The following is a 20,786-nucleotide window of genomic DNA, read 5'->3' as shown; positions in this document are numbered from 1 at the left end:
CTGGTCCCTCGGTGCTCGACGGGCAGATCGCGACCATCCGCTCGGTCATCAACCCCGAAAAGCTCGGCCACCTCGGTCCGGTCGCCGACGCCTGGGCCGTGGACCGGGAAGTGAGGCAGGCCCGCAAGCAGAAGCAGTGACTTCCCGAGCAGCAGGGCCCCGGACGCGGGCGTGCAAAATGCCGGACGAAAACCGCCTTCGCACGGTCCGTCTGTACGATGCTCGGGCGTCATGCTTGACCTTCCTCGCCAGAGGCGGGGTGCCGGATCACCTGCTCGCCATGGGGGCCGGGCACACGAACGTGAAGTCGACGAGGAGCGACGAAAAGTTGTGCGTGAAGCCGGACGTGGCGGGCCTGCCTCCGGCAGCGGAGGCATGGGGAGGTCTCGCGGGGGACGTGTGACAGTGTGTGACAGATGAAGGTGTGAACCCGTGACCGAAGCCAGGACCGAAACGCTGCAATACCGCTTTGACGGGCCGGAACACCTCCCCGTACTGATCCTGGGCCCTTCCCTCGGCACCACCTGGCACATGTGGGACCGGCAGATCCCCGAGCTGACCAAGCAGTGGCGGGTCATGCGGTTCGACCTGCCGGGGCACGGCGGCGCCCCCGCCTATCCGGCCGACTCCGTCGGTGAGCTCATGGAGCGGCTGCTCGCCACCCTCGACGGGCTCGGCGTGCAGCGGTTCGGGTACGCCGGGTGCGCGCTCGGAGGGGCGATCGGGACCGAGCTCGCGCTGCGGCACCCCGAGCGCGTGGCGTCCCTGGCGCTGATCGCCGCCTCGCCCCGCTTCGGCACCGCCGACGAGTTCCGCCAGCGCGGGGTGATCGTGCGGACCAACGGCCTGGACCCGATGGCCCGTACCGCACCCGACCGCTGGTTCACCGGCGGTTTCGCCGCCGCGCAGCCCGCCATCACCGAGTGGGCCGTGCAGATGGTGCGCACCACCGACCCCGGCTGCTACATCGCCGCCTGCGAGGCACTCGCCTCCTTCGACGTCCGCGCCGAGCTGGGCCGGATCGGTGTGCCGACCCTGGTGCTGGTCGGCTCCGAGGACCAGGTCACCGGGCCCGCCGAGGCCCGCACCCTGGTCGCCGGCATCCCCGACGCCCGGCTCGCCGTGGTGCCCGGCGCCTCCCACCTGGTGCCGGTGGAGCAGCCCGCCGCCGTCACCGACCTGCTGGTGCGGCACTTCTCCACCGCCTGGCAGCCCGCCGTCGAGTACGGCACCGGCCAGACCGCCCTCCCCGCCGGCGCCGCCCAGCCGGCCCTGGCCGCCGTGCCGCCGCAGACCGGCCCGGTCGGCGAGATCGCCCCGGCCGCACCGGACCCGCAGACCTGCGGACGGCCCGACCCGTACGACGCCGGGCTCAAGATCCGCCGGGAGGTGCTGGGCGACGCCCACGTCGACCGCGTGCTGGCCGAGGCCGACGACTTCTCCGCCGACTTCCAGGAGCTCGTCACCCGCTACGCCTGGGGCGAGGTCTGGGACCGGCCCGGCCTCGACCGGCGCGCCCGCAGCTGCGTCACGCTCGGCGCCCTGCTCGCCGGCGGCCATCTGGACGACCTCGCGGTGCACGTCCGTGCCGCCCTGCGCAACGGCCTCACCCCCGCCGAGATCAAGGAGGTCCTGCTCCAAGGGGCGGTCTACGCCGGCATCCCGGCAGCCAGCCGCGCGTTCCGCATCGCCCAGCAGGTGGTCCTGGAGGAGACGACCCCGCAGGAGTAGCCGCCGGGCGGAGGGCAGACGGGGCCGGGCGCGGCCACCGGAGGACGGGGCGGCCGTGCGGACGTTCGGTCAGGCAACGCCCCGGAGGGCGATGCAGGATGGACCCATGAAGCTCACGAAGAAGTCGCACTCCTGCGTCCGGCTGGAGAAGGACGGACGGGTGCTCGTGCTGGACCCCGGAGGGTTCAGCGAGGAGGACGCCACGCACGGTGCGGAGGCGATCCTGGTCACCCACGAGCATCCCGACCACTTCGACGAGGGGCGGCTGCGGGCCGCGCTCGAGGCCGACCCCGGGGTCCAGGTGTGGACCCTGAAGGCCGTCGCCGACCAGCTCGCCCCGGCGTTCCCCGGCCGCATCCACACCGTCGGCCACGGCGACACCTTCAGCGCCGCCGGCTTCGACGTGCAGGTGCACGGCGAGCTGCACGCCGTGATCCACCCGGACATCCCGCGCATCACCAACGTCGGCTACCTCGTCGACGGCGGCGCCCTCTTCCACCCCGGCGACGCCTTCACCGTGCCCGACCATCCGGTGGAGACGCTGATGCTGCCGGTGATGGCCCCCTGGAGCAAGGTCGCGGAGGTCATCGACTACGTCCGCGAGGTGCGCCCGCGGCGCGCCTACGACATCCACGACGCCCTGCTCACCGACCTCGCCCGCCCGATCTACGACCGGCACATCGGCAACCTCGGCGGCGCCGAGCACTTCCGGCTCGACCCGGGCGCCTCCGCCGACCTCTGAGAAACCGCACGTCACCGGGTGTGCGGCGGGCGGTGGTCGAGCGTTGTCGGACCCTCCGGGTAGGTTGTGAGACATGCGCATCGCGACCTGGAACGTGAACTCGATCACCGCCCGCCTGCCGAGGCTGCTGGCCTGGCTGGAGAGCAGCGGTACGGACGTGCTGTGCCTGCAGGAGGCCAAGGTCGCCGAGGAGCAGTTCCCGGTCGAGCAACTGCGCGAACTGGGCTACGAGTCGGCGGTCCACGCCACCGGCCGGTGGAACGGCGTGGCGGTGCTCTCCCGCGTCGGCATCGAGGACGTCGTCAAGGGCCTGCCCGGCGACCCCGGTTACGACGGCTCGGTGGAGCCGCGCGCCATCTCCGCGACCTGCGGCCCGGTCCGCGTGTGGTCGGTGTACGTGCCCAACGGGCGCGAGGTGGACCACCCGCACTACGCCTACAAGCTCCAGTGGATCGAGGCGCTGAAGGCCGCCGTCGCCGGAGACGCGGCGGGCGACCGCCCGTTCGCGGTGCTCGGCGACTACAACATCGCGCCCACCGACGACGACGTCTACGACCGGGCCGCCTTCGAGGGCTCCACCCATGTCACGCCCGCCGAGCGGGCTGCCCTCGCCTCGCTGCGCGAGACCGGCCTGACCGACGTCGTCCCGCGTCCGCTGAAGTACGACCACCCCTTCACCTACTGGGACTACCGCCAGCTCTGCTTCCCCAAGAACCGGGGCATGCGCATCGACCTGGTGTACGGCAACGAGCCCTTCGCCAAGGCGGTCAAGGACGCCTATGTGGACCGCGAGGAGCGCAAGGGCAAGGGCGCCTCGGACCACGCCCCGGTCGTGGTGGACCTGGACGTGTAGCGGGCTACGGCCCGGCCGCCAGCTCCCGAAGGTCCACCGAGCCGGCCAGCGCCGCGTAGCCCGCGTCGCCCGGGTGCAGATGGTCGCCGCTGTCGTAGGCGGGCAGCATCCGGGCCGGGTGCTCCGGGTCGCGCAGCACCGCGTCGAAGTCCAGCACGCCGTCGAGGACGCCCGAGGAGCGGATCCACGCGTTCACCGCGACCCGCCCCGCGTCGACGGGGGCCGTGCAGCGCGACTCGCCCTCGCAGGGCAGCAGCGTCGTCCCCAGCATCCGCAGGCCCCGCTCCCGGCCGCGCTCCACCAGCTCGCGCAGGCCCTCGATCACCTCATCCGGCGACCAGCCCCACCGCAGATCGTTGACGCCCATGAACACCACCGCGGTACGGGCCGAGGTCTGGGCGAGGACGTCCCGGTCGAAGCGGTGCAGCGCGCTCACCCCGGCGACGTCGGAGGACACCCCGTCACCGGGATACCGGTCGGAGAGCACCCGGTTGCCGGAGATCCCGTGGTTGAGCACCCCAAAGCGCGGCACCGTGTGCTGGGCGCGCAGCCGGTCGGCCAGGACGTCGGTCCAGCGCCGGTTGGCGTCCGGCGTCGACCTGATCCCGTCGGTGATCGAGTTCCCGAGCACCACCACCGATCCCGGGCCGCCCGAGACGTCCACCCCGGTCAGCAGCGGCCAGGTGGTCACCTCGGGCCGGAACGCGTCGGGGGAGCGGTCGCCGGTGTGGTCGCCCGGCTCGCTCAGATACGACCGCTGCAGGGCCTCGGCGTGCAGGGGAGCGTCCCGCACCGTGCCCGGAAGGTGGAGGCTCACCAGCAGATCGGTGTCCGCCGGCACCTCGAAGCCCAGCGGGTCGCTGTACGCCTGCGCCCCGGCCGGCACCACCACCCCCGAGCGGCCCCGGAATCTCAGCCGCACCGGCTCCCGGCGGGCCTCGGCGCCGGACGCCCGCACCGCCACCGTCGCCCCGCCGATGCGCACCGGCTCGTCCGCGAAGGTGTTCTCGAACCGCAGCCGGATCCGTGACCCGCCCACCGAGGTGTGCACCACCAGCCGCAGCGTCCGGTCCGTCCACGGGCCCACGCTCGTCCTGCCGGACGTGGACGCCGCCCAACTGCCGCTCCAGCCCCGCGAGATGTCCCGCACCGACAGCGCGAACACATGCAGCCCGCGCGCCCGCGGCAGCCGCACGGAGGCCACGGACCGCCCCGGCAGCAGCGGCACCGTCCGCACATACAGCCGGGCCCGCTCGGCGAGTTGACCGTCCTCGGTGTTGACGTGCGGCAGTGCGACGGCCTTCTCGGCCAGGGGGCCGGTGCGCCAGTCGGGCGCCGTCAGCCGGAAGGAGCTGCGGCTGCCGTCGGTGTAGGTGACCGAGCCCGCACCGCCGGTCTCCCGGCCCGCCGTGCCCGCCACCAGGAAGGCGAGGGCGTCCCCGCTCCCGCCGTACAGGCGCACCCGCTGCCCGGCGGCCCGTACGTTGTCCGGCTCGCCCGGCCGGGACCGCGGCCAGGTCAGGCGGGCGCCCTGCACGGTGAGTTCCCGGCCCGGAGTCCAGTCGGCCGCGGTGAGGTCCCGCGCGGACAGGGAGGCGCCGAAGCCGTCGAAGTCCGCCTCGTCCGGGCGGGCGTCCTCGCTGACGGCCACGTTGTCGAAGAGCAGCTCCAGGGGTAACGGGGGCGGGTCGGACGCGGCCCGTACGACCGTCGCAGGCACCAGCCAGGCGCAGGTGGCCGCCAGGACCACGGCCTTCCGGATCCATCGGCGCACACCGGCTCCTCCCGTCCCTCCACCCGGCTTGCCGTCATCGGCGCCGGACGCGGACCGCAACGAGAAGCTAGACAGTGTGACCGGAGCGGTCAACGTGCCATGCGCCGACCGGGGGTGCAACGGTCCCGGAAGCCGCCCGGCCGGCGGTCCGCGCGCCTGTGGTGCGCGACACGGTCCGAATGACAGGCTGGAGGTATGAACATCCCTTTCCTGGGCCACCGGCGCCGGAAGGCGGGGCTGCCCGATCCCGAGGGCATCGCGGAGCTCCTCGCCGAGTGCGAACTGCTGCGCTCCCAGGCGTCCCGGGCGGGCGTCCGGCTGGACGACTCCCCGGCCTCCCTGGAGGCGCTGGACCAGCTGGTCCCGGGCTGGCGGGAGGACGAGGAGACCCTGACCTGGCTCGGCAACGACGCGGGCCTGTACCTCGGCACCGTCATCGTGCGCACCGTGCCCGGCGCCGCCTGGGAGATCCGCTCCGACGGCCAGCCCGTCGTGCGGCTGGCCTCCGGCCGGGAGTTCGACGTCGTGGACGCGGGACACGCCTGGGCCGCCAGCGGCGTGCCCGAGCTGTCCCAGCTGTACGCCGAGGTCTCGGAGACGTGAGGACGTGGGGACGTGAGGAGAAGCGCGCCGGGAAGCAGCTGACATAAATACGGCGTAAATACGGCTTATGCCGGAAAAGTGCGTGTCGCTTCGTCCACGCGATCTTGGCTGGATACGTTGCGGCAACCACCGCACGGCTGAGGATGAGTAGGGGTGGTCATGGCCGGCGATCCGCTGATCGAACTGCATGCTGTCAACAAGTACTTCGGTGACCTGCATGTGCTGCAGGACATCGACCTCACCGTGGACAGGGGGGAGGTCGTCGTGGTGATCGGCCCGTCCGGGTCGGGCAAGTCGACCCTGTGCCGGGCGATCAACCGGCTGGAGACCATCCAGTCCGGCACGATCCTGGTGGACGGGCAGCCGCTGCCGGAGGAGGGAAAGGCACTGGCGCGGCTGCGCGCCGACGTCGGCATGGTCTTCCAGTCGTTCAACCTGTTCGCCCACAAGACCGTCCTGCAGAACGTCTCCCTGGGGCAGGTCAAGGTCCGCGGCCGCAAGAAGGGGGAGGCCGACCGGCGTTCGCACGAACTGCTCGACCGGGTCGGCGTGGCCAACCAGGCGGACAAGTACCCGGCGCAGCTCTCGGGCGGCCAGCAGCAGCGCGTGGCGATCGCGCGGGCGCTGGCGATGGAGCCGAAGGTGATGCTCTTCGACGAGCCGACCTCGGCCCTGGACCCCGAGATGATCAACGAGGTCCTGGAGGTCATGCGGCAGCTGGCCGCCGACGGCATGACGATGATCGTGGTCACTCACGAGATGGGCTTCGCCCGCTCGGCGGCCAACCGGGTCGTCTTCATGGCCGACGGCCGTATCGTCGAGGACCGCACGCCGGACGAGTTCTTCACCCGTCCGGAGAGCGACCGGGCCAAGGACTTCCTCTCCAAGATCCTCAAGCACTGAGCGGCGTGACGCGATTCCATCCGTACCGCGGTTCCTCGACTACGATGAGCCTTTCGCCGCGGTGGGACAGGGCACTTCGCGACTCGGGCGGGGTCGCCGCCACCGGGCGGGGCCCACCGCCCCCGACCCGCGGGGCGGCGGACCGCATCGGCCAGTCCCGTCCGGCGGCAGCCGGAGATCACTGCTCGCGCAGCGGCACCGTCACATACGACGGGTCGTTCGCCGGCGAGGAGAAGGTCAGCTGCGCGCCGGACGGGTTGTGCTCGATGTAGAGCGGGTCCACCGTGTCGACGACCAGGGCGAGCCGGTGTCCGGCGGGCACGTCGTAGGCCGTGGAGAACAGCTCCAGGTCGACGCCGAACGGCTTGCCGGGCGTGCGCCCGTGGAAGGTGAACGGCGCGTTGCTGACCAGCTTGCCCAGGCCGAGCGGCCCCACGTCGTACAGATAGGCGACGAGGGTGCCGCTCGGCTTGGTCGGAGTGACGGTGGTGTGCAGCTTCGCCGCCCCCCGTATGTGCTGCGTCGTGCCGTAGCGCTCCGACTGCCAGACCGCGGCCCAGCGTCTGGGCAGCAGCGGCACGTACGTCATCGGCGGCAGCTGAGCCACCTGGTCGAGGATGCTGGAGAGGAACACGGTCCCGCCGTCGGCGCCGGAGTTGACGTTGGCGCGGATCGTGGTGGAGCCGGCGAGGTCGAACTTGCGGCTGGTGGCGGCCACCGACTTCCAGTCGGGGTAGGTCTCGTAGCCGCCGGAGGAGCGGGGCTTGAGACGGACGGGGGCCTCGCGGTCGACGCCGTTGGCGACGCCCCGCAGATGGTGGTCGAACCAGCGCCGGGTGTCCTGCCAGACGTCGTTGGGCAGCCCCAGCAGGCCGGCGATCTCGGGGGTGGCGTGGTCACCGGGGCGCATCTGCAGCCGCTTGGGGCCGGTGAGCTTCTCGTAGAAGTCGGTGTAGTGGTTGGGCGGGAAGATGGTGTCGCCCCAGGCGTTGGCGAGCATCACCGCCGTGCCGTTGCGGTTGAGCCGGTCCACATAGGTCCCGGGCGAACGCTTCTTCCCCCACTCGATGATCTCCTGCTCGCGCGAGAGGTTCGAGGCGTAGAAGTCGGCGAAGATGGACCGCAGTTCCTCGCTCTGCCGGCCGGTGACCCGGCCCGCGCCGTCGAGCACCGCGGCGGCCTGCACGGACTGGGTGCGCCCGGAGTAGATCGAGCCGATCAGATCGGCCCAGCCGCTGAGCGCGGCCACCACCTTGACCCGCTCGTCGTGCGCGGCGGCGAGCAGGCTGATCCCGGCGCCGTAGGAGACGCCCGCCATGCCGATGCGCCGCTCGTCGGCCGGGGTGTGGGCGAGCGCCCAGTCGATCACGCGTGAGGCGTCGGCCGTGTCGCGGGGTCCGGCGACCTCGATCTCGCCGCCCGACTGCCAGAAGCCGCGCACGTTGTAGGTGACCACGACGTATCCGGAGTCGGCGAGCTGCTGTGCCTGGGCCAGGTACTCGATCTGCGGGAGCCCCCAGCTGGTGGGGAGCACGATGAGCGGGTAACGGGTCCTGCCGTCGGCGCCCTTGGGGGTGACGACGTTGGCCTTGAGGACCGTGCCGCCGTCGCCGGTGATGTCGACGAAGCGGACCGGGTTCGGGGCTGCCTGGGCGGTGGGGGCGAGCTGGAGGGCGCTTCCGGCGATCAGGGTCGCCGACACGGCGCCCACGGCGGTCGTGCGCAGGGCCTTGCGGTGGGGTCCCACGGTCACTCCTCACTCGTGTCAGTGCAAAGTGACCAGACGGTAACCTTCTCGCCTTACCAGGGGTAACCCATCGGTAAGTTACGTGCCAGTAACGATTGTTGAATGGTGGCGGACGTCAGGATTCCGAGTGTGCCTTCTGTGCTTTCTGCGCCGCCGGAGCCGGCAGTGGCGTCTGCGCCGCCTTGGTCACGTCCCCGACCAGCTCCACCACGTCCGGGCCGTACGCCTGCGAGTTGACCACCTTCAGCAGCAGCACGAAGGAGCGCGCACCGTACTTGCGGGCCAGCCGCTCGTGGTGGCGGGCCAGATACCGGGTGGCGGCCTGGTTGGTGATCGCCCGCTGGCCGCAGAACAGGAACACCGGCCGCGCCTCGCGCCGCTCACCGGCCGTCAGACGGGCCAGGATCACGTACTCGGTGACGCCCGGCTCCAAGCGGTAGCGCTCGCCGCCGATCTGGAAGGCGCCCCGGTCCGGCCCCGCCTCCGGATCCGCATTGACCCGCACCCCCGGCAGCATCGCCGCCATGTGGGCGACCAGCCTCCGGTTCGAGCCGGGAGCGCCCAGGCAGAACTCCGTGCGCTCACCGAAGCCCTGGTGCACCGCGTCCTGCGTCACCACCTGCACATGCGCCCCGCAGTCCTTCACGATCGCGGCCAGTTCGAGCAGCGAGAACACGTCGAAGCGGTGCACCGCGGGCTCCGACGAGGCGGCATCGCGGTTGACGACGAGCAGCGACTCGGAGTTCTCCGGCAGCCCGAAGAAGGCCTGTTTGCGGCGGAGCTTCCGATTCCAGAGATATGTACGGGCCATCCAGCCCAGAACGGCACAGATGCCGGCCGCCACTGCGGCCAGAACGATGTTGCGTACGTCGTCAGTCATGGGCGCGCATGCTAGCGGCCCCACGCAAACTCGCGTTCGACCCGTACCCGGAATGATGCGAGCGGGGAACCGGGACGATGCCCGAGCGAGATGCGCGGCACGCCCGTCGGCCTTCCTGACGAGGGCATGGCGATGAATTAAGCTGCCCGGACGGTCCCTCACCGGAGGTGCGGATGCGTCGTCCTGTGGCACGGAAACTGGCGGTCCTGGCGGTCTCGGCGGCCGTGGTCTCGGTCGGAGCGGCGGTGCCGCCCGGCGGGCCCTCGGGCGGCACGGGCGGACCGGGCGGTCCCGGCGGCCCCGGCAGTCCTGTTCCCAAGACACCCGTGGCCGTCGGCTACGGCGGCGCGGTCTCCAGCGTCGACCCCGACGCCACCGCCGCCGGCATCGAGATCCTGCGCAGGGGCGGCAACGCGGTCGACGCGGCCGTCGCCACCGCCGCCGCGCTCGGCGTCACCGAGCCCTACTCGGCCGGCATCGGCGGAGGCGGCTACTTCGTCTACTACGACGCCCGCTCGCGCACCGTGCACACCATCGACGGCCGCGAGACCGCGCCCCTGACCGCCGACTCCGGGCTGTTCCTGGAGAACGGCAAGCCCATCCCCTTCGCCGAGGCGGTCAGCAGCGGCCTCTCCGTCGGCACCCCGGGCACGCCCGCCACCTGGCAGCGCGCCCTCGACAAGTGGGGCCGCAGCAGGCTCGGCACGGTCCTGAAACCCGCCGAACGGCTCGCCCGCGAGGGCTTCACCGTCGACGAGACCTTCCGCACGCAGACCGCCGCCAACGAGACCCGCTTCCGCTACTTCCCCGACACCGCCGAGCTGTTCCTGCCCGGCGGGCGGCTCCCGGAGGTCGGCTCCACTTTCAAGAACCCCGACCTCGCCCGCACCTACGCCGAGTTGCGGCGCAAGGGCGTCGACGCGCTGTACCGGGGCGACATCGGCCGGGACATCGTCAACACCGTCAACAAGCCGCCCGTCGACCCGGCCTCGGGCTGGAACGCCCGCCCCGGCGACCTGTCCCGCAAGGACCTCGCCGCCTACCGGACCAAGCTCCAGCGGCCCACGAAGATCTCCTACCGCGGGCTCGGCGTCTACTCCATGGCCCCCTCGTCCTCCGGCGGCACCACCGTCGGCGAGGCGCTCAACATCCTGGAGCGCACCGACCTGTCCCGCGCGAGCGAGGTGCGGTACCTGCACCGCTTCATCGAGGCGAGCCGGATCGCCTTCGCCGACCGGGGGCGCTGGGTCGGCGATCCCGCCTTCGAGGACGTGCCGACCGAGGAGCTGCTCTCCCAGAGGTTCGCCGACTCGCGGGAATGCCTCATCAAGGACGACGCCGTGCTCAGCAGCCCGCTCGCACCCGGGGACCCGCGCAGCCCGCGGCCGTGCGGGACGGGCGGCAAGGCGGTGCCGACCACGTACGAGGGGCAGAGCACCACGCATCTGACCACCGCGGACCGGTGGGGCAACGTCGTCTCCTACACGCTCACCATCGAGCAGACCGGCGGCAGCGGCATCACCGTGCCGAACCGGGGCTTCCTGCTCAACAACGAGCTGACAGACTTCTCCTTCGCGCCGGCCGACCCGGCCGTGCACGACCCGAACCTGCCGGGGCCCGGCAAGCGGCCCCGCTCGTCGATGTCGCCGACGATCGTCCTCGACCGGCACGACAAGCCGGTGGTGGCGCTCGGTTCGCCCGGTGGCTCGACCATCATCACCACCGTGCTGCAGACGCTCACCGGGTTCCTCGACCGGGGGCTGCCGCTGGTCGAGGCGATCGCCGCGCCGCGGGCCAGCCAGCGGAACGCGGCGCAGACGGACCTGGAACCCGGGTTCGGCGATGATGTGATCAGGCAGCTGGAGGCGAAGGGGCACAGCTTCAGGGCGAACCCGGAGATCGGTGCGGTCACGGGGGTGCAGCGGCTGCCGGACGGCAAGTGGCTGACCGCGGCGGAGAAGGTGCGCCGGGGCGGGGGATCGGCGATGGTGGTCCGTCCGGCGCGGTAGCGCCGGTGCGGTGTCGCTGCCGCCGGCTGCTCAGCCACGGCCGCCCATCTCCCCGGGCCATGTCGCGGTGATTCAGCGGTGATTCAGGTGTGGCGGTCGGCGCGGCGCAGTATGGCGGTCCGGAGGGCCTCGTCCAGGCGCCTGCTGTCGCCCGGCCGGGCCATGCCCTGCTCCAGACAGGCCTTCGCCGGCCTGTCGAGGCAGGCGCGGTGCTCCGGCTCGGCATCGGCTCGCCGCATCAGCCCGGTCAGCAGCCGGGTACGGGGAGCACAGCGCCGCACCTCACGGTGGTGCGTTCGGGCATGCCGTGGGGGCGGTGAGCAGCGCCCAGGCGCGTGTGCCGTCGCGGGTGTGGAGCACCGCGAAGGCCTCCGACATCGCGGCCACCAGCGCCAGGCCGCGTCCGCCCTCGGCGAGGTCGTTGGCCTTCGATTCCGCTCGAATGCGCCAGACACCGGTGTCGACGACCTCGATCCACAGGTGGGACACGCAGCAGCGGGCGAGTCGCAGGGTCACGTCCCGCGCCCCGCTGTGCGTGACCGAGTTGGTGACGAACTCCGAGACGATCAGGCTCGCCGCCTCGGCCGTGTCGTCCGCGAGCCGCCATGCCGCCAGCCGTTCCAGGGCGAACGCCCTGGCCCTCGCCACCGCCCGTGTCTCGGCGGGCAGCGTGCAGCAGGCCGCCGTCGTGGGGTTCCCGGGCCGGGGCGCCGGCAGCATCGCGAGCGGGTGACGCACCGCCGGTCCGGCGATCCTGCGCCGTACTGAGTGAAGGGCGGACTTCACTGCTCGACTCCCTCCTCGTTGCGGGGAGATGACTCTCGTTCCGGGGAGATGACTCTCCGAGCCTCACCGGGCCTCATCGGTCCTCCCCGGACTCTTCGACCACGATGAGGACTTCCAGCGTGCGCGGGCCGTGCACCCCCTCCACCCGGTCGAGTTCGATGTCACTGGTGGCCGACGGCCCGGAGACGAACGTCAGGGGCCGGGACGGATCCAGCACGGTGAGCGCCTCCGGCACGGACGCCACGATCTGCCCGGTGCGTACGACACACAGATGCACATCGGGCACCAGGGTCAGCGCGCGCCGGCCCTGGCCGGGGCCGCCGTCCAGGACCAGGGTTCCGGTCGAGGCGATGGCGGCGGCCGCGGTCGTCACCACCCCGCCGCAGCGGTCCAGTTCGGCGACCGGCAGGCGGGGTACGTCGGTCAGCACCCGGTCGGGATCCAGCGCGGACCGCCACTCGGGCGGGAAGCCGCCGGGGACCACGACCGGGCCGGCACCGAAGCCTGCCACGGACCGGGCCACATACGAGGCGACGTCCCCTTCGGGCACCAGCTGCGCCGAAGCCCCGTACTCGGCGAGCCGTTCGGCGAAGAGGTCCACGGTGGCCGTGGACCCGGCCGGTGTGGGACCGCTTCTTGAGTACTTCCGGGGCACGGGCACGTCCCCTGGGCGCTCGTTCGCGGGCACATCGGCCAGGGCACGCCGGATCCGGTCCAGTACCTCGGTTCGGGCGTTCATCACTGCCTCCTTCGGGCGGGCCCAGCGGGCCTATCGGTGCGTCCGCTTCCACCAGGCGCTGAACGACTCGGCGGCAGGGACGGGGGCGTCGCGGGTGTCGGTCCAGCGCGACAGCGGTCCGGGCAGCCGGCCCAGCCGGCCGCGCCGGGCCACCAGCCTGGCGGCGAGGGCGCCCGCGCGCTGGGCGGCCGACAGCCACGACGGATGGGTGAGCACCCAGCGTGCGGCCGTCATCGCCAGGCGCTCCGGCTTCGGCAGATGCCGCCCGCGTTCCTCCTCGACGACCCGGGCCCGCAGATGCAGCAGCACCTGGGGGATGTCGATCTTCACGGGGCAGACCTCGTAGCACGCTCCGCACAGCGACGAGGCGAACGGCAGGGAACGGTCCACTTCCGAGGCCGTGCCCCGCAGTTGGGGGCTGAGGACGGCGCCGATCGGCCCGGGGTAGACCGATCCGTAGGTGTGCCCGCCCACCCGCTCGTACACCGGGCACACATTCAGGCAGGCGGAGCAGCGGATGCAGTTGAGCACCTGCCGGCCGACCGGGTCGGCCAAGGTGTCGGTGCGGCCGCCGTCGACCAGCACCAGATGGAAGGTGCGCGGTCCGTCCTCGGCGGTGGTGCCCGTCCAGGTGGAGGTGTAGGGGTTCATCCGCTCCCCGGTGGAGGAGCGCGGCAGCAGTTGCAGATACACCTCCAGGTCCTGCCAGGTGGGTACGACCTTCTCGATACCGGTCACCGAGATCAGCGTCTCGGGCAGCGTCAGGCACATCCGGCCATTGCCCTCGGACTCCACCACGACCGCGGTGCCGGTCTCGGCGACCAGGAAGTTGACCCCCGAGACGGCGACCTTCGCCCGCAGGAACTTCTCCCGCAGATGGCGCCTGGCGGCCTCGGCGAGCCGTCGTGGATCGTCGTCCAGTTCGGCGGGGGCCGGGGTCCCGTACTCGCCCATGGAGCGCAGGAAGATCTCCCGGATCTCCGCCCGGTTGCGGTGGATGGCCGGGACCAGGATGTGGGAGGGCTGGTCGTGGCCGAGTTGCACGATCAGCTCGGCCAGATCGGTCTCGTAGGCGTCGATGCCGGCCTCGGCCAGCGCGTCGTTGAGCCCGATCTCCTGGGTGACCATGGACTTGACCTTCACGACCTCGCGCTCACCGGTGTCCTGCACCAGTCGGACGACGATGCGGCGCGCCTCCTCGGCGTCGCGGGCCCAGTGCACCTGGCCGCCCGCCGCGGTCACCTTCTCCTCCAACTGCAGCAGATAGTGGTCCAGATGGCGCAGGGTGCGTTCCTTGAGCGCCCGGCCGGTCTCCCGCAGCTGCTCCCAGTCGTCCTGCTCGCCGACGGCTGCCGCGCGCCGGGAGCGGATGGTGCCGGTGGCCCGGGCCAGATTGCCGCGCAGCTGGGAGTCGCGCAGGGCGTCGCGCGCGGCCACGGGGAACGCCGGCATGCCCAGGAACGTCGTGTCGCTCACGGAGTCTTCGTCCTTTCGATGGCACACCGGGCGGCGGGTGCGGTGGCCGCGGCCGAGGTGGCCGCATCGCCGTGGTCCGGTCCCGTTTCCGTGGACGCGAGGATCTCGGCGAGGTGCATGACGCGCACTCCGGTGCGCAGCCGGGACAGCGTGCCGCCGATGTGCATGAGGCAGGAGTTGTCACCGGCGCACAGCACATCGGCTCCGGTGTCCAGGACATGCCGTACCTTGTCCGCGCACATGGCCACGGAGGTGTCGGCGTTCTTCAGGGCGAAGGTGCCGCCGAATCCGCAGCACTGCTCGGCGGCGCTGAGTTCCACCAGGTCGATGCCGCGCACGGCCCGCAGCAGGGCGAGCGGCCGGTCGCCGACGCCGAGCATGCGCAGGGAGTGGCAGGTCGGGTGGTAGGTGACCCGGTGCGGGAAGTACGCGCCGACGTCGGTGACGCCGAGGACGTCGACGAGGAACTCGGAGAGCTCGTACACCGGCGGTGCCTCACGGACCGCGGCGGACAGCCGGGGGTCGCCGGAGATCTCGGCGACCCGCCCGTACTGCTCGCGCACCATGCCGGCGCAGGAGCCGGACGGCGTGACGACGGCGTCGTATCCGGCGAACACCTCGGTGAAGCGCCGTACCAGCGGCACACAGTCGCGCTGGTAGCCGGTGTTGAAGTGCATCTGGCCGCAGCAGGTCTGTCCCTGGGGGAACTCCACGCGGCAGCCCAGCCGCTCCAGCAGCGTCACCACCGCCTGTCCGGTGGCCGGGAAGAGCGTGTCGTTGAGGCAGGTGACGAACAGGGCGATCCGCATGGCTCCCTCGGAGGACGCGGCGTGCGACGGCAGGTGCAGGGGTGCGGGTGCGGTGGTCATGGCAGCATCCAGGCGAGGAAGCCGGACTGGGCGAGGACCAGGGCGCACAGGGCGAGCAGGAGCAGCAGGCTCCACTTGATGGCCGCCCGGAAGAGCTGGGACTCGCGTCCGATGAGGCCCACCGCGGTGGCGGCGATGGTCAGGTTCTGGGGGCTGATCATCTTGCCGACGACGCCGCCGGAGGTGTTGGCCGCCACCAGCAGCGTCGGGTCGAGCCCGGCCTTGTGGGCGGCGGTCTGCTGCAGGGTGGCGAACAGGGCGTTGGCCGAGGTGTCCGAACCGGTGACCGCCGTGCCCAGCCAGCCCAGGATGGGCGAGAGGAAGGCGAAGGCCGCGCCTGCTCCGGCGATCCAGGTGCCGATGGTGATGGTCTGCCCGGACAGGTTCATCACATAGGCGAGGGCGAGCACGGCGGCCACGGTCAGCAGGGCCCAGCGCAGTTTCACCAGCGTGGCGGTGAACTCCCGGGCGGCTGCCGCCGGGGTCACCCGGTAGACGGCGGCGATGACGGCGCCGCAGATCAGCAGCAGGGTGCCGGGCGAGGACAGCCAGGGGAAGGTGTAGACCGTGGTGGCGGACACCTGCCCGGCGGCGGTGAGGACCTCCCCGTCCAGGCCGGGCCAGCCGACCTTGACGTCGGAGGCGGCCAGGAACTCCTTGAGGGGAGTCCACAGTTTGGCGAGGGAGAAGACCGCGATGATGATCAAGTAGGGCAGGAAGGCCATCAGCACCTTGGACCGCTTGATCCGCTCGGCCGGGCCGGTGGCTGGGTTGGTGGCCGGGAGCGTCTCGGTGGTGACACGGGGATCCGTCTCGGTGGCGACACGCGGATCCGCTTCCGTGGTGACACCGGGATCCTGCGCGGTGCGTGCCGGGGACGGGGCCGAGGAGCCGCCGGCGCCGGAGCCGGAGCCGGAGTGGGACAGGGCCGGCGAGCCGTCGGTGCCGTCGCCGAGGCGGGACGGCTTCCCGTCGGTCCCCTCGGTCCGCTCCTTCCGAGCCGCCTCGAGGAGATCGGTTCGCGCCTCCTCGCCACCCTGCGGCTGCCACACGCGGAGGAAGAGGACGATGGCGGCGAGGCCCGCCAGCGAGGCGACGATGTCGGTGAGTTCCACCGACAGATAGGTGGCGCTGACGTACTGGGCGAGTCCGAACACCGCCCCGCACACCAGGGCGACCGGCCAGGTCTGCCGCACTCCGCGGCGTCCGTCGACCAGGCCGACCAGCAGCAGCGGTACGAAGAAGGCGATCAGCGGGGTCTGGTGGCCCACGTAGGCGCCGATCTCCGTGTACGGGATCTTGGTGAGGTTCCCGGCCGTGATGATGGGTGTCGCGATGGCGCCGAAGGCGACGGGAGCGGTGTTGGCCACCAGGACGGTGACGGCGGCCCGTACGGGGGCGAAGCCGAGGCCCATCAGCATCACACCGGTGATGGCCACCGGCGCGCCGAAGCCGGCCAGCGCCTCGAGCAGTCCGCCGAAGCAGAAGGCGATGATGATGGCCTGGACGCGTGGATCGGCGCTGATCAGCCCGAAGGCACGGCGCAGATCCTCGAAGCGTCCGCTGACCACCGTGAGCTGGTAGACCCAGATGGCGGCGACGACGATCCACATGATCGGGAACAGCCCGAAGGCGGCTCCTTCGCCCGCCGAGAGCACGGCGAGATCCGCCGGCATGCCGTAGGCGGTGACGGCGACGATCACCGCGACGGCCAGCGAGGCGAGCCCGGCCCAGTGAGCCTTCAGCTTCAGGCCGCCGAGCAGGACGAAAAGGGTGAGCAGGGGCAGCGCGGCGACCAGGGACGAGAACGCCAGGCTGTCGGCGACGGGGGAGAGATCTGGCTGGTACATAAACCCTCACAATTGGGGCTTGGTCAGACCATTGCTTGGCTCAAGCTAGGTACCTCACCTCCGCTTGTCCAGACTCTTGACGCAACAAAAGTGCTTGGTCTGACCAAGAAGTGGGCCGCTCAAGCTAAGATCAAGGCAAGCCGCCCTGGCCTGGGAACTCGGCGACGACGTGATGACCTGCGGAAAGGGCTTTCCATGGCTGACACGACCGCTGCCTGGGAGCCGGTGCCCCGCTCGCGCACTTTCGAGCTCGTACTGGCCCGGGTCGAAGAGCAGATCCTCGCGGGCAATCTGCGGGTCGGTGACCGGCTGCCACCGGAGCGTGAGCTGGTCGAGATGCTCGGCGTCAGCCGCGCCGCCGTACGCGAGGCGCTGCGGGTGCTCGAGGCGCAGGGGGTGCTCCGCTCACGCGTGGGGACCGGACCGGAGTCCGGCACCGTCATCGCGGCGATGCCGGACGCCGGCCTCACCCAGTTGCTGCGCCTGCACATCGCGCTGGCGAACTTCCCGATGGACGACGTCGTCGAGGCCCGCGCCACGCTGGAGCGGGCCAGCGCGCGGCTGGCCGCGGGGCTCGTCGCCGAGGGCGGCCTCGACCGCATCCGCGAGCCACTGCTGCGGATGGACGACCCCGCTCTGCCCAGGGAGCAGTTCAACGACTTCGACACCGAATTCCATGTCGCCATCGCCGAGGCGGGGGGCAACCGCCTGATGGCCGATATGACCGTCGCGGTCCGCAACGCGGTGCGGCACACGCTGCTGACGGTGTTCAACAGGCTGGAGGACGACTGGGAACGGGTCGCCGCGCGGCTGCGGGCCGAGCATCATGCGATCTACGAGGCGATCGCGGCCGGGGATGTGGATGCTGCCGGTGATCTCGTGGAGGCGCATGTGCGCGGGTTCCACCAGGACATCGTGAAGACGGTTCTCGGCGACTTGGGTTCCGCGGGGGCGTAGGGGTGTGCGGTTCCGTTCGTGCCCGTCGTTCGCTGACTGCTTGATCTGCGGGGCGCGGTGCGGGGTGCCGCGGTTTGCCGTCCGGCGGGTGCGGGTGGGGTGTGGCTGGGCGCGCCGTTCCCCGCGCCCCTGAGGAAGTCGGTGCCCGCGCACTCCGGCGCCGCTGAGGGAGTTGCCGTGGCCGTCAGGTCATGGTGCCCGGGGGCGGAGTCCCGTCGGTGTCGAAGGTCAGGGTGTCGTCGCGGGCGTCGACGGTGACTCGGGCGCCCTCCTTGACGCGGCCGTCGAGGAGGAGGCGCGAGAGCTGGTTGTCGACCTCGCGCTGGATGGTGCGGCGCAGCGGGCGGGCACCGTACTCGGGCTGGTAGCCGCGCCGGACCAGCCAGTCCACGGCCGCGTCGGTGAACTCGACCGTGATGCCCTGGTCCTTCAGCGCCCGCCGGGTCGACTCCAGGAGCATGTTGGTGATCTTGCGCAGTTCGTCCTCGGTGAGCTGGCGGAAGACCACGATCTCGTCGATCCGGTTGAGGAACTCCGGCCGGAAGTGCTCCCGCAGCGGACGCAGCACCTGTTCGCGGCGCGCCTCCTCGTCCGCGTCCGCCCCGCCGGAGGCGAAGCCGACGGTGGCCCCCCGGCGGGTGATCACGTCGGAGCCCAGGTTGCTGGTCATCACGATCACGGTGTTGGTGAAGTCCACCGTACGGCCCTGCGAGTCGGTCAGCCGGCCGTCGTCGAGGACCTGCAGCAGGATGTTGAAGACGTCCGGGTGGGCCTTCTCCACCTCGTCGAGCAGCAGCAGCGAGTACGGGTGCCTGCGCACCACCTCGGTCAGCTGCCCGGCCTCCTCGTGGCCCACGTACCCGGGCGGGGCGCCCACCAGGCGGCTGACGGTGTGCCGCTCCTGGTACTCGCTCATGTCGAGCCGCACCATGCGGTCGTCGCTGCCGAACAGCGCCTCGGCGAGCGCCCGCGCCAGCTCGGTCTTGCCGACGCCGGTCGGACCGAGGAACAGGAAGCTGCCGATCGGGCGGTCCGGGCTGCCGAGCCCCGCGCGCGAGCGCATCACCGCATCCGAGACGACCCGCACGGCCTCGTCCTGCCCGACGACCCGCTGGTGCAGATGCTGTTCGAGGTTGAGCAGCCGGTCCTTCTCCTCCTCGGTGAGCCGGCTGACCGGGATGCCGGTCTGCCGGGACACCACCTCGGCGATGGACTCCGCGTCCACCACCAGGTCCAGCCCCTCGTCCACCTCGGTGCTGCCGCCCGCCTCCTCCACCCGGCGCTTCAGCTCCGCGATCCGGTCCCTGAGCTGGGTGGCCCGCTCGTACTGCTCGTCGGCCACCGCCTGGTCCTTGTCGCAGGTCAGCTGCTCGATCTCGCGCTCCATGGCCTGCACGTCGCTGCCCTTGGTGCGGGCCCGCAGCCGCACCCGGGCGCCGGCCTGGTCGATGAGGTCGATGGCCTTGTCCGGCAGGTGCCGGTCGCTGAGGTAGCGGTCGGACAGCTCCACGGCCGCCACCAGCGCCTCGTCGGTGTAACGGACCTGGTGGTGGGCCTCGTAGCGGTCGCGCAGTCCGCGCAGGATCTCGATGGCGTCCTCGGGCGACGGCTCCGGCACCATGATCGGCTGGAAGCGGCGGGCCAGCGCGGCGTCCTTCTCGATCCGGCGGAACTCCTCCAGCGTGGTCGCGCCGACCACGTGCAGCTCGCCGCGGGCCAGGGCCGGCTTGAGGATGTTGCCGGCGTCCATCGAACCGCCCTCGCCGCCGGCGCCCGCGCCGACCACGGTGTGCAGCTCGTCGATGAAGACGATCAGCCGGTCGGAGTGCGAGCGGATCTCCTCGACGATGTTGTTCATCCGCTCCTCGAAGTCGCCCCGGAAGCGGGTGCCGGCGACCACGGCGGTCAGGTCCAGCGCGACCACCCGCCGCCCGATCAGCACATCGGGCACGTCCCCGTCGGCGATCCGCTGGGCCAGCCCCTCCACGACCGCGGTCTTGCCGACGCCGGCGTCACCGATCAGCACCGGGTTGTTCTTGCCGCGCCGGGAGAGCACCTCGACGGTCTGCTCGATCTCCTTCTCCCGTCCGATCACCGGGTCGATACGGCCCTCACGGGCGAGTTCGGTGAGGTCGCGGCCGTACTTGTCCAGCGTCGGCGTGCCGGTCGGCGGGCGGGGCCGTTCCACGCGCGGCGGCGCCGCGTCCGGCGCCTCCGGCGGCCGGGCGGAGGGCGGCCTGAAATGGGCGGCGTTCAGGATGTGGCCGGCGGCCGAGTCCGGGTTGGAGGCCAGCGCGTGGAGCACGTGCTCGGGGCCGATGTACCCGGCGCCGCTGGTCCGGGCCAGCTCGTGGGCGTCCAGCAGGGCGCGCTTGACGGCGGGGGTGAGGGACAGCGAGGTCGGCGGCGGGGCCTTGTCCGGCCCCTCCAGAGCGGGGCCCGACCGCTCGTCGATCTGCGAGGCCAGCGCGTCGGGGTCCGCGCCCGCCTCGCGGAGCAGACTGCGGGTCGGCTCGGTGGCGAGCGCGGCCCGCAGCAGGTGCTCGGTGTCCAGGTCCCGCCTGCCGTGCTCGGCGGCGTACTGGGCGGCGCCGCGCACCAGCTCCCGGGCCGGCTGGCTCAGCAGGCGGCCGATGTCGATCTGCCGGGGGCGGGGCCCGCCGAAGAAGCGGGCGAGGAACTCTCCGAGGGGGTCAGAGCCGTAGCCCTGCGGACCTGTGAACCCGCTGGTCATGGCCATCCGTTCCGGCGCCCTCGTATGGACCCTCCCTCGGCCGGACGGAGCCGGAACCTCCGAGGGGCCCGGGGCGCGCTCACTGCTCGACGTACCGGTCCGGACGCGGGTGCCCGACCGTCCCGCTGTTACA

At 71.9% G+C, this 20,786-nt stretch carries 17 protein-coding genes and 1 pseudogene; 8 read left to right on the top strand and 10 right to left on the bottom strand.

The genetic code is table 11. The annotated features are described in order from the left end of the window. Positions 1-11: 11 nt before the first annotated feature. From ABD198_RS01315 to ABD198_RS01300, 4 genes and pseudogenes are all read left to right on the top strand, one after another. Positions 12-140 (top strand): annotated as a pseudogene (locus ABD198_RS01315) (RNA polymerase subunit sigma-24); the annotation flags it as partial. A gap of 292 nt (positions 141-432) precedes the next feature. Continuing rightward, the gene (gene pcaDC / locus ABD198_RS01310; RefSeq protein ID WP_343997402.1) at positions 433-1,731 is read left to right on the top strand and encodes a bifunctional 3-oxoadipate enol-lactonase/4-carboxymuconolactone decarboxylase PcaDC; all 1,299 of its coding nucleotides are present in this window, start codon (positions 433-435) and stop codon (positions 1,729-1,731) included. A 106-nt stretch (positions 1,732-1,837) separates the two neighbouring features. Continuing rightward, positions 1,838-2,473, top strand: coding sequence for an MBL fold metallo-hydrolase (locus tag ABD198_RS01305; RefSeq protein WP_343997401.1), 636 nt, complete (start codon positions 1,838-1,840; stop codon positions 2,471-2,473). Positions 2,474-2,546: 73 nt separating this feature from the next. Further along, positions 2,547-3,326, top strand: a complete 780-nt coding sequence (locus tag ABD198_RS01300; protein ID WP_343997400.1) for an exodeoxyribonuclease III — start codon at positions 2,547-2,549, stop codon at positions 3,324-3,326. A 4-nt stretch (positions 3,327-3,330) separates the two neighbouring features. On the opposite strand, the gene ABD198_RS01295 is transcribed toward ABD198_RS01300, so the two are convergent. Continuing rightward, positions 3,331-5,100, bottom strand: a complete 1,770-nt coding sequence (locus ABD198_RS01295) for an SGNH/GDSL hydrolase family protein (RefSeq protein ID WP_425580393.1) — start codon at positions 5,098-5,100, stop codon at positions 3,331-3,333. Positions 5,101-5,295: 195 nt separating this feature from the next. Between ABD198_RS01295 and ABD198_RS01290 the strand changes: the two genes are divergently transcribed. After that, entirely contained in the window at positions 5,296-5,703 is a 408-nt protein-coding gene (locus ABD198_RS01290; RefSeq protein WP_343997399.1) for a DUF6278 family protein, read from the top strand. A 159-nt stretch (positions 5,704-5,862) separates the two neighbouring features. Further along, the gene (locus tag ABD198_RS01285; RefSeq protein WP_343997398.1) at positions 5,863-6,606 is read left to right on the top strand and encodes an amino acid ABC transporter ATP-binding protein; all 744 of its coding nucleotides are present in this window, start codon (positions 5,863-5,865) and stop codon (positions 6,604-6,606) included. Between the two features lie 178 nt (positions 6,607-6,784). Here ABD198_RS01285 and ABD198_RS01280 read toward each other — a convergent pair whose 3' ends face one another. Beyond that, positions 6,785-8,353: a CocE/NonD family hydrolase gene (locus ABD198_RS01280; RefSeq protein ID WP_343997397.1), complete on the bottom strand. Its 1,569-nt coding sequence runs from the start codon at positions 8,351-8,353 to the stop codon at positions 6,785-6,787. 115 nt (positions 8,354-8,468) lie between these two features. After that, a complete protein-coding gene (locus ABD198_RS01275) occupies positions 8,469-9,233 on the bottom strand; it encodes a hypothetical protein (protein WP_343997396.1) in 765 nt (254 codons plus the stop codon). Positions 9,234-9,406: 173 nt separating this feature from the next. Here ABD198_RS01275 and ggt point away from each other — a divergent pair, with 173 nt between their 5' ends. Next, entirely contained in the window at positions 9,407-11,242 is a 1,836-nt protein-coding gene (gene ggt / locus ABD198_RS01270; protein ID WP_343997395.1) for a gamma-glutamyltransferase, read from the top strand. An 83-nt stretch (positions 11,243-11,325) separates the two neighbouring features. Here the strand turns inward: ggt and ABD198_RS01265 are convergent, their stop codons facing one another. From ABD198_RS01265 to ABD198_RS01240, 6 genes are all read right to left on the bottom strand, one after another. Next, positions 11,326-11,523: a hypothetical protein gene (locus tag ABD198_RS01265; protein WP_343997394.1), complete on the bottom strand. Its 198-nt coding sequence runs from the start codon at positions 11,521-11,523 to the stop codon at positions 11,326-11,328. A 1-nt stretch (position 11,524) separates the two neighbouring features. Next, positions 11,525-12,028, bottom strand: coding sequence for an ATP-binding protein (locus ABD198_RS01260; protein WP_343997393.1), 504 nt, complete (start codon positions 12,026-12,028; stop codon positions 11,525-11,527). 73 nt (positions 12,029-12,101) lie between these two features. Further along, on the bottom strand, positions 12,102-12,767 hold the full coding sequence (locus tag ABD198_RS01255) for a LutC/YkgG family protein (protein WP_343997392.1): 666 nt from the start codon (positions 12,765-12,767) through the stop codon (positions 12,102-12,104). Positions 12,768-12,797: 30 nt separating this feature from the next. Continuing rightward, complete coding sequence (locus tag ABD198_RS01250) at positions 12,798-14,219, bottom strand: LutB/LldF family L-lactate oxidation iron-sulfur protein (RefSeq protein WP_343997490.1); 1,422 nt, start codon at positions 14,217-14,219, stop codon at positions 12,798-12,800. A 20-nt stretch (positions 14,220-14,239) separates the two neighbouring features. Continuing rightward, positions 14,240-15,052, bottom strand: coding sequence for a (Fe-S)-binding protein (locus tag ABD198_RS01245; protein WP_343997489.1), 813 nt, complete (start codon positions 15,050-15,052; stop codon positions 14,240-14,242). A gap of 56 nt (positions 15,053-15,108) precedes the next feature. Next, the gene (locus tag ABD198_RS01240; RefSeq protein ID WP_343997391.1) at positions 15,109-16,962 is read right to left on the bottom strand and encodes an L-lactate permease; all 1,854 of its coding nucleotides are present in this window, start codon (positions 16,960-16,962) and stop codon (positions 15,109-15,111) included. 195 nt (positions 16,963-17,157) lie between these two features. Here ABD198_RS01240 and ABD198_RS01235 point away from each other — a divergent pair, with 195 nt between their 5' ends. Continuing rightward, the gene (locus ABD198_RS01235) at positions 17,158-17,919 is read left to right on the top strand and encodes a FadR/GntR family transcriptional regulator (protein ID WP_343997390.1); all 762 of its coding nucleotides are present in this window, start codon (positions 17,158-17,160) and stop codon (positions 17,917-17,919) included. Positions 17,920-18,103: 184 nt separating this feature from the next. Here ABD198_RS01235 and ABD198_RS01230 read toward each other — a convergent pair whose 3' ends face one another. Next, on the bottom strand, positions 18,104-20,653 hold the full coding sequence (locus tag ABD198_RS01230; protein WP_343997389.1) for an ATP-dependent Clp protease ATP-binding subunit: 2,550 nt from the start codon (positions 20,651-20,653) through the stop codon (positions 18,104-18,106). Between the last annotated feature and the right edge of the window lie 133 nt (positions 20,654-20,786).

This window comes from Streptomyces thermocarboxydovorans, assembly GCF_039524635.1.
In the GTDB taxonomy this organism is placed as follows: Bacteria; Actinomycetota; Actinomycetes; order Streptomycetales; family Streptomycetaceae; genus Streptomyces; species Streptomyces thermocarboxydovorans.
Note: the sequence above shows the minus strand (reverse complement) of the source record. Positions and strands in the feature narration are given on the sequence as shown.

Bases quoted from the DNA above. Each gene is read 5' to 3' on its own strand.
- ABD198_RS01235 (WP_343997390.1), top strand. From the start codon at position 17,158: ATGGCTGACACGACCGCTGCCTGGGAGCCGGTGCCCCGCTCGCGCACT.
- ABD198_RS01230 (WP_343997389.1), bottom strand. From the start codon at position 20,653: ATGACCAGCGGGTTCACAGGTCCGCAGGGCTACGGCTCTGACCCCCTC.
- ABD198_RS01255 (WP_343997392.1), bottom strand. From the start codon at position 12,767: ATGAACGCCCGAACCGAGGTACTGGACCGGATCCGGCGTGCCCTGGCC.
- ABD198_RS01240 (WP_343997391.1), bottom strand. From the start codon at position 16,962: ATGTACCAGCCAGATCTCTCCCCCGTCGCCGACAGCCTGGCGTTCTCG.
- ABD198_RS01305 (WP_343997401.1), top strand. From the start codon at position 1,838: ATGAAGCTCACGAAGAAGTCGCACTCCTGCGTCCGGCTGGAGAAGGAC.
- ABD198_RS01250 (WP_343997490.1), bottom strand. From the start codon at position 14,219: ATGCCGGCGTTCCCCGTGGCCGCGCGCGACGCCCTGCGCGACTCCCAG.
- ABD198_RS01290 (WP_343997399.1), top strand. From the start codon at position 5,296: ATGAACATCCCTTTCCTGGGCCACCGGCGCCGGAAGGCGGGGCTGCCC.
- ggt (WP_343997395.1), top strand. From the start codon at position 9,407: ATGCGTCGTCCTGTGGCACGGAAACTGGCGGTCCTGGCGGTCTCGGCG.
- ABD198_RS01245 (WP_343997489.1), bottom strand. From the start codon at position 15,052: ATGCGGATCGCCCTGTTCGTCACCTGCCTCAACGACACGCTCTTCCCG.
- ABD198_RS01275 (WP_343997396.1), bottom strand. From the start codon at position 9,233: ATGACTGACGACGTACGCAACATCGTTCTGGCCGCAGTGGCGGCCGGC.
- ABD198_RS01300 (WP_343997400.1), top strand. From the start codon at position 2,547: ATGCGCATCGCGACCTGGAACGTGAACTCGATCACCGCCCGCCTGCCG.
- ABD198_RS01285 (WP_343997398.1), top strand. From the start codon at position 5,863: ATGGCCGGCGATCCGCTGATCGAACTGCATGCTGTCAACAAGTACTTC.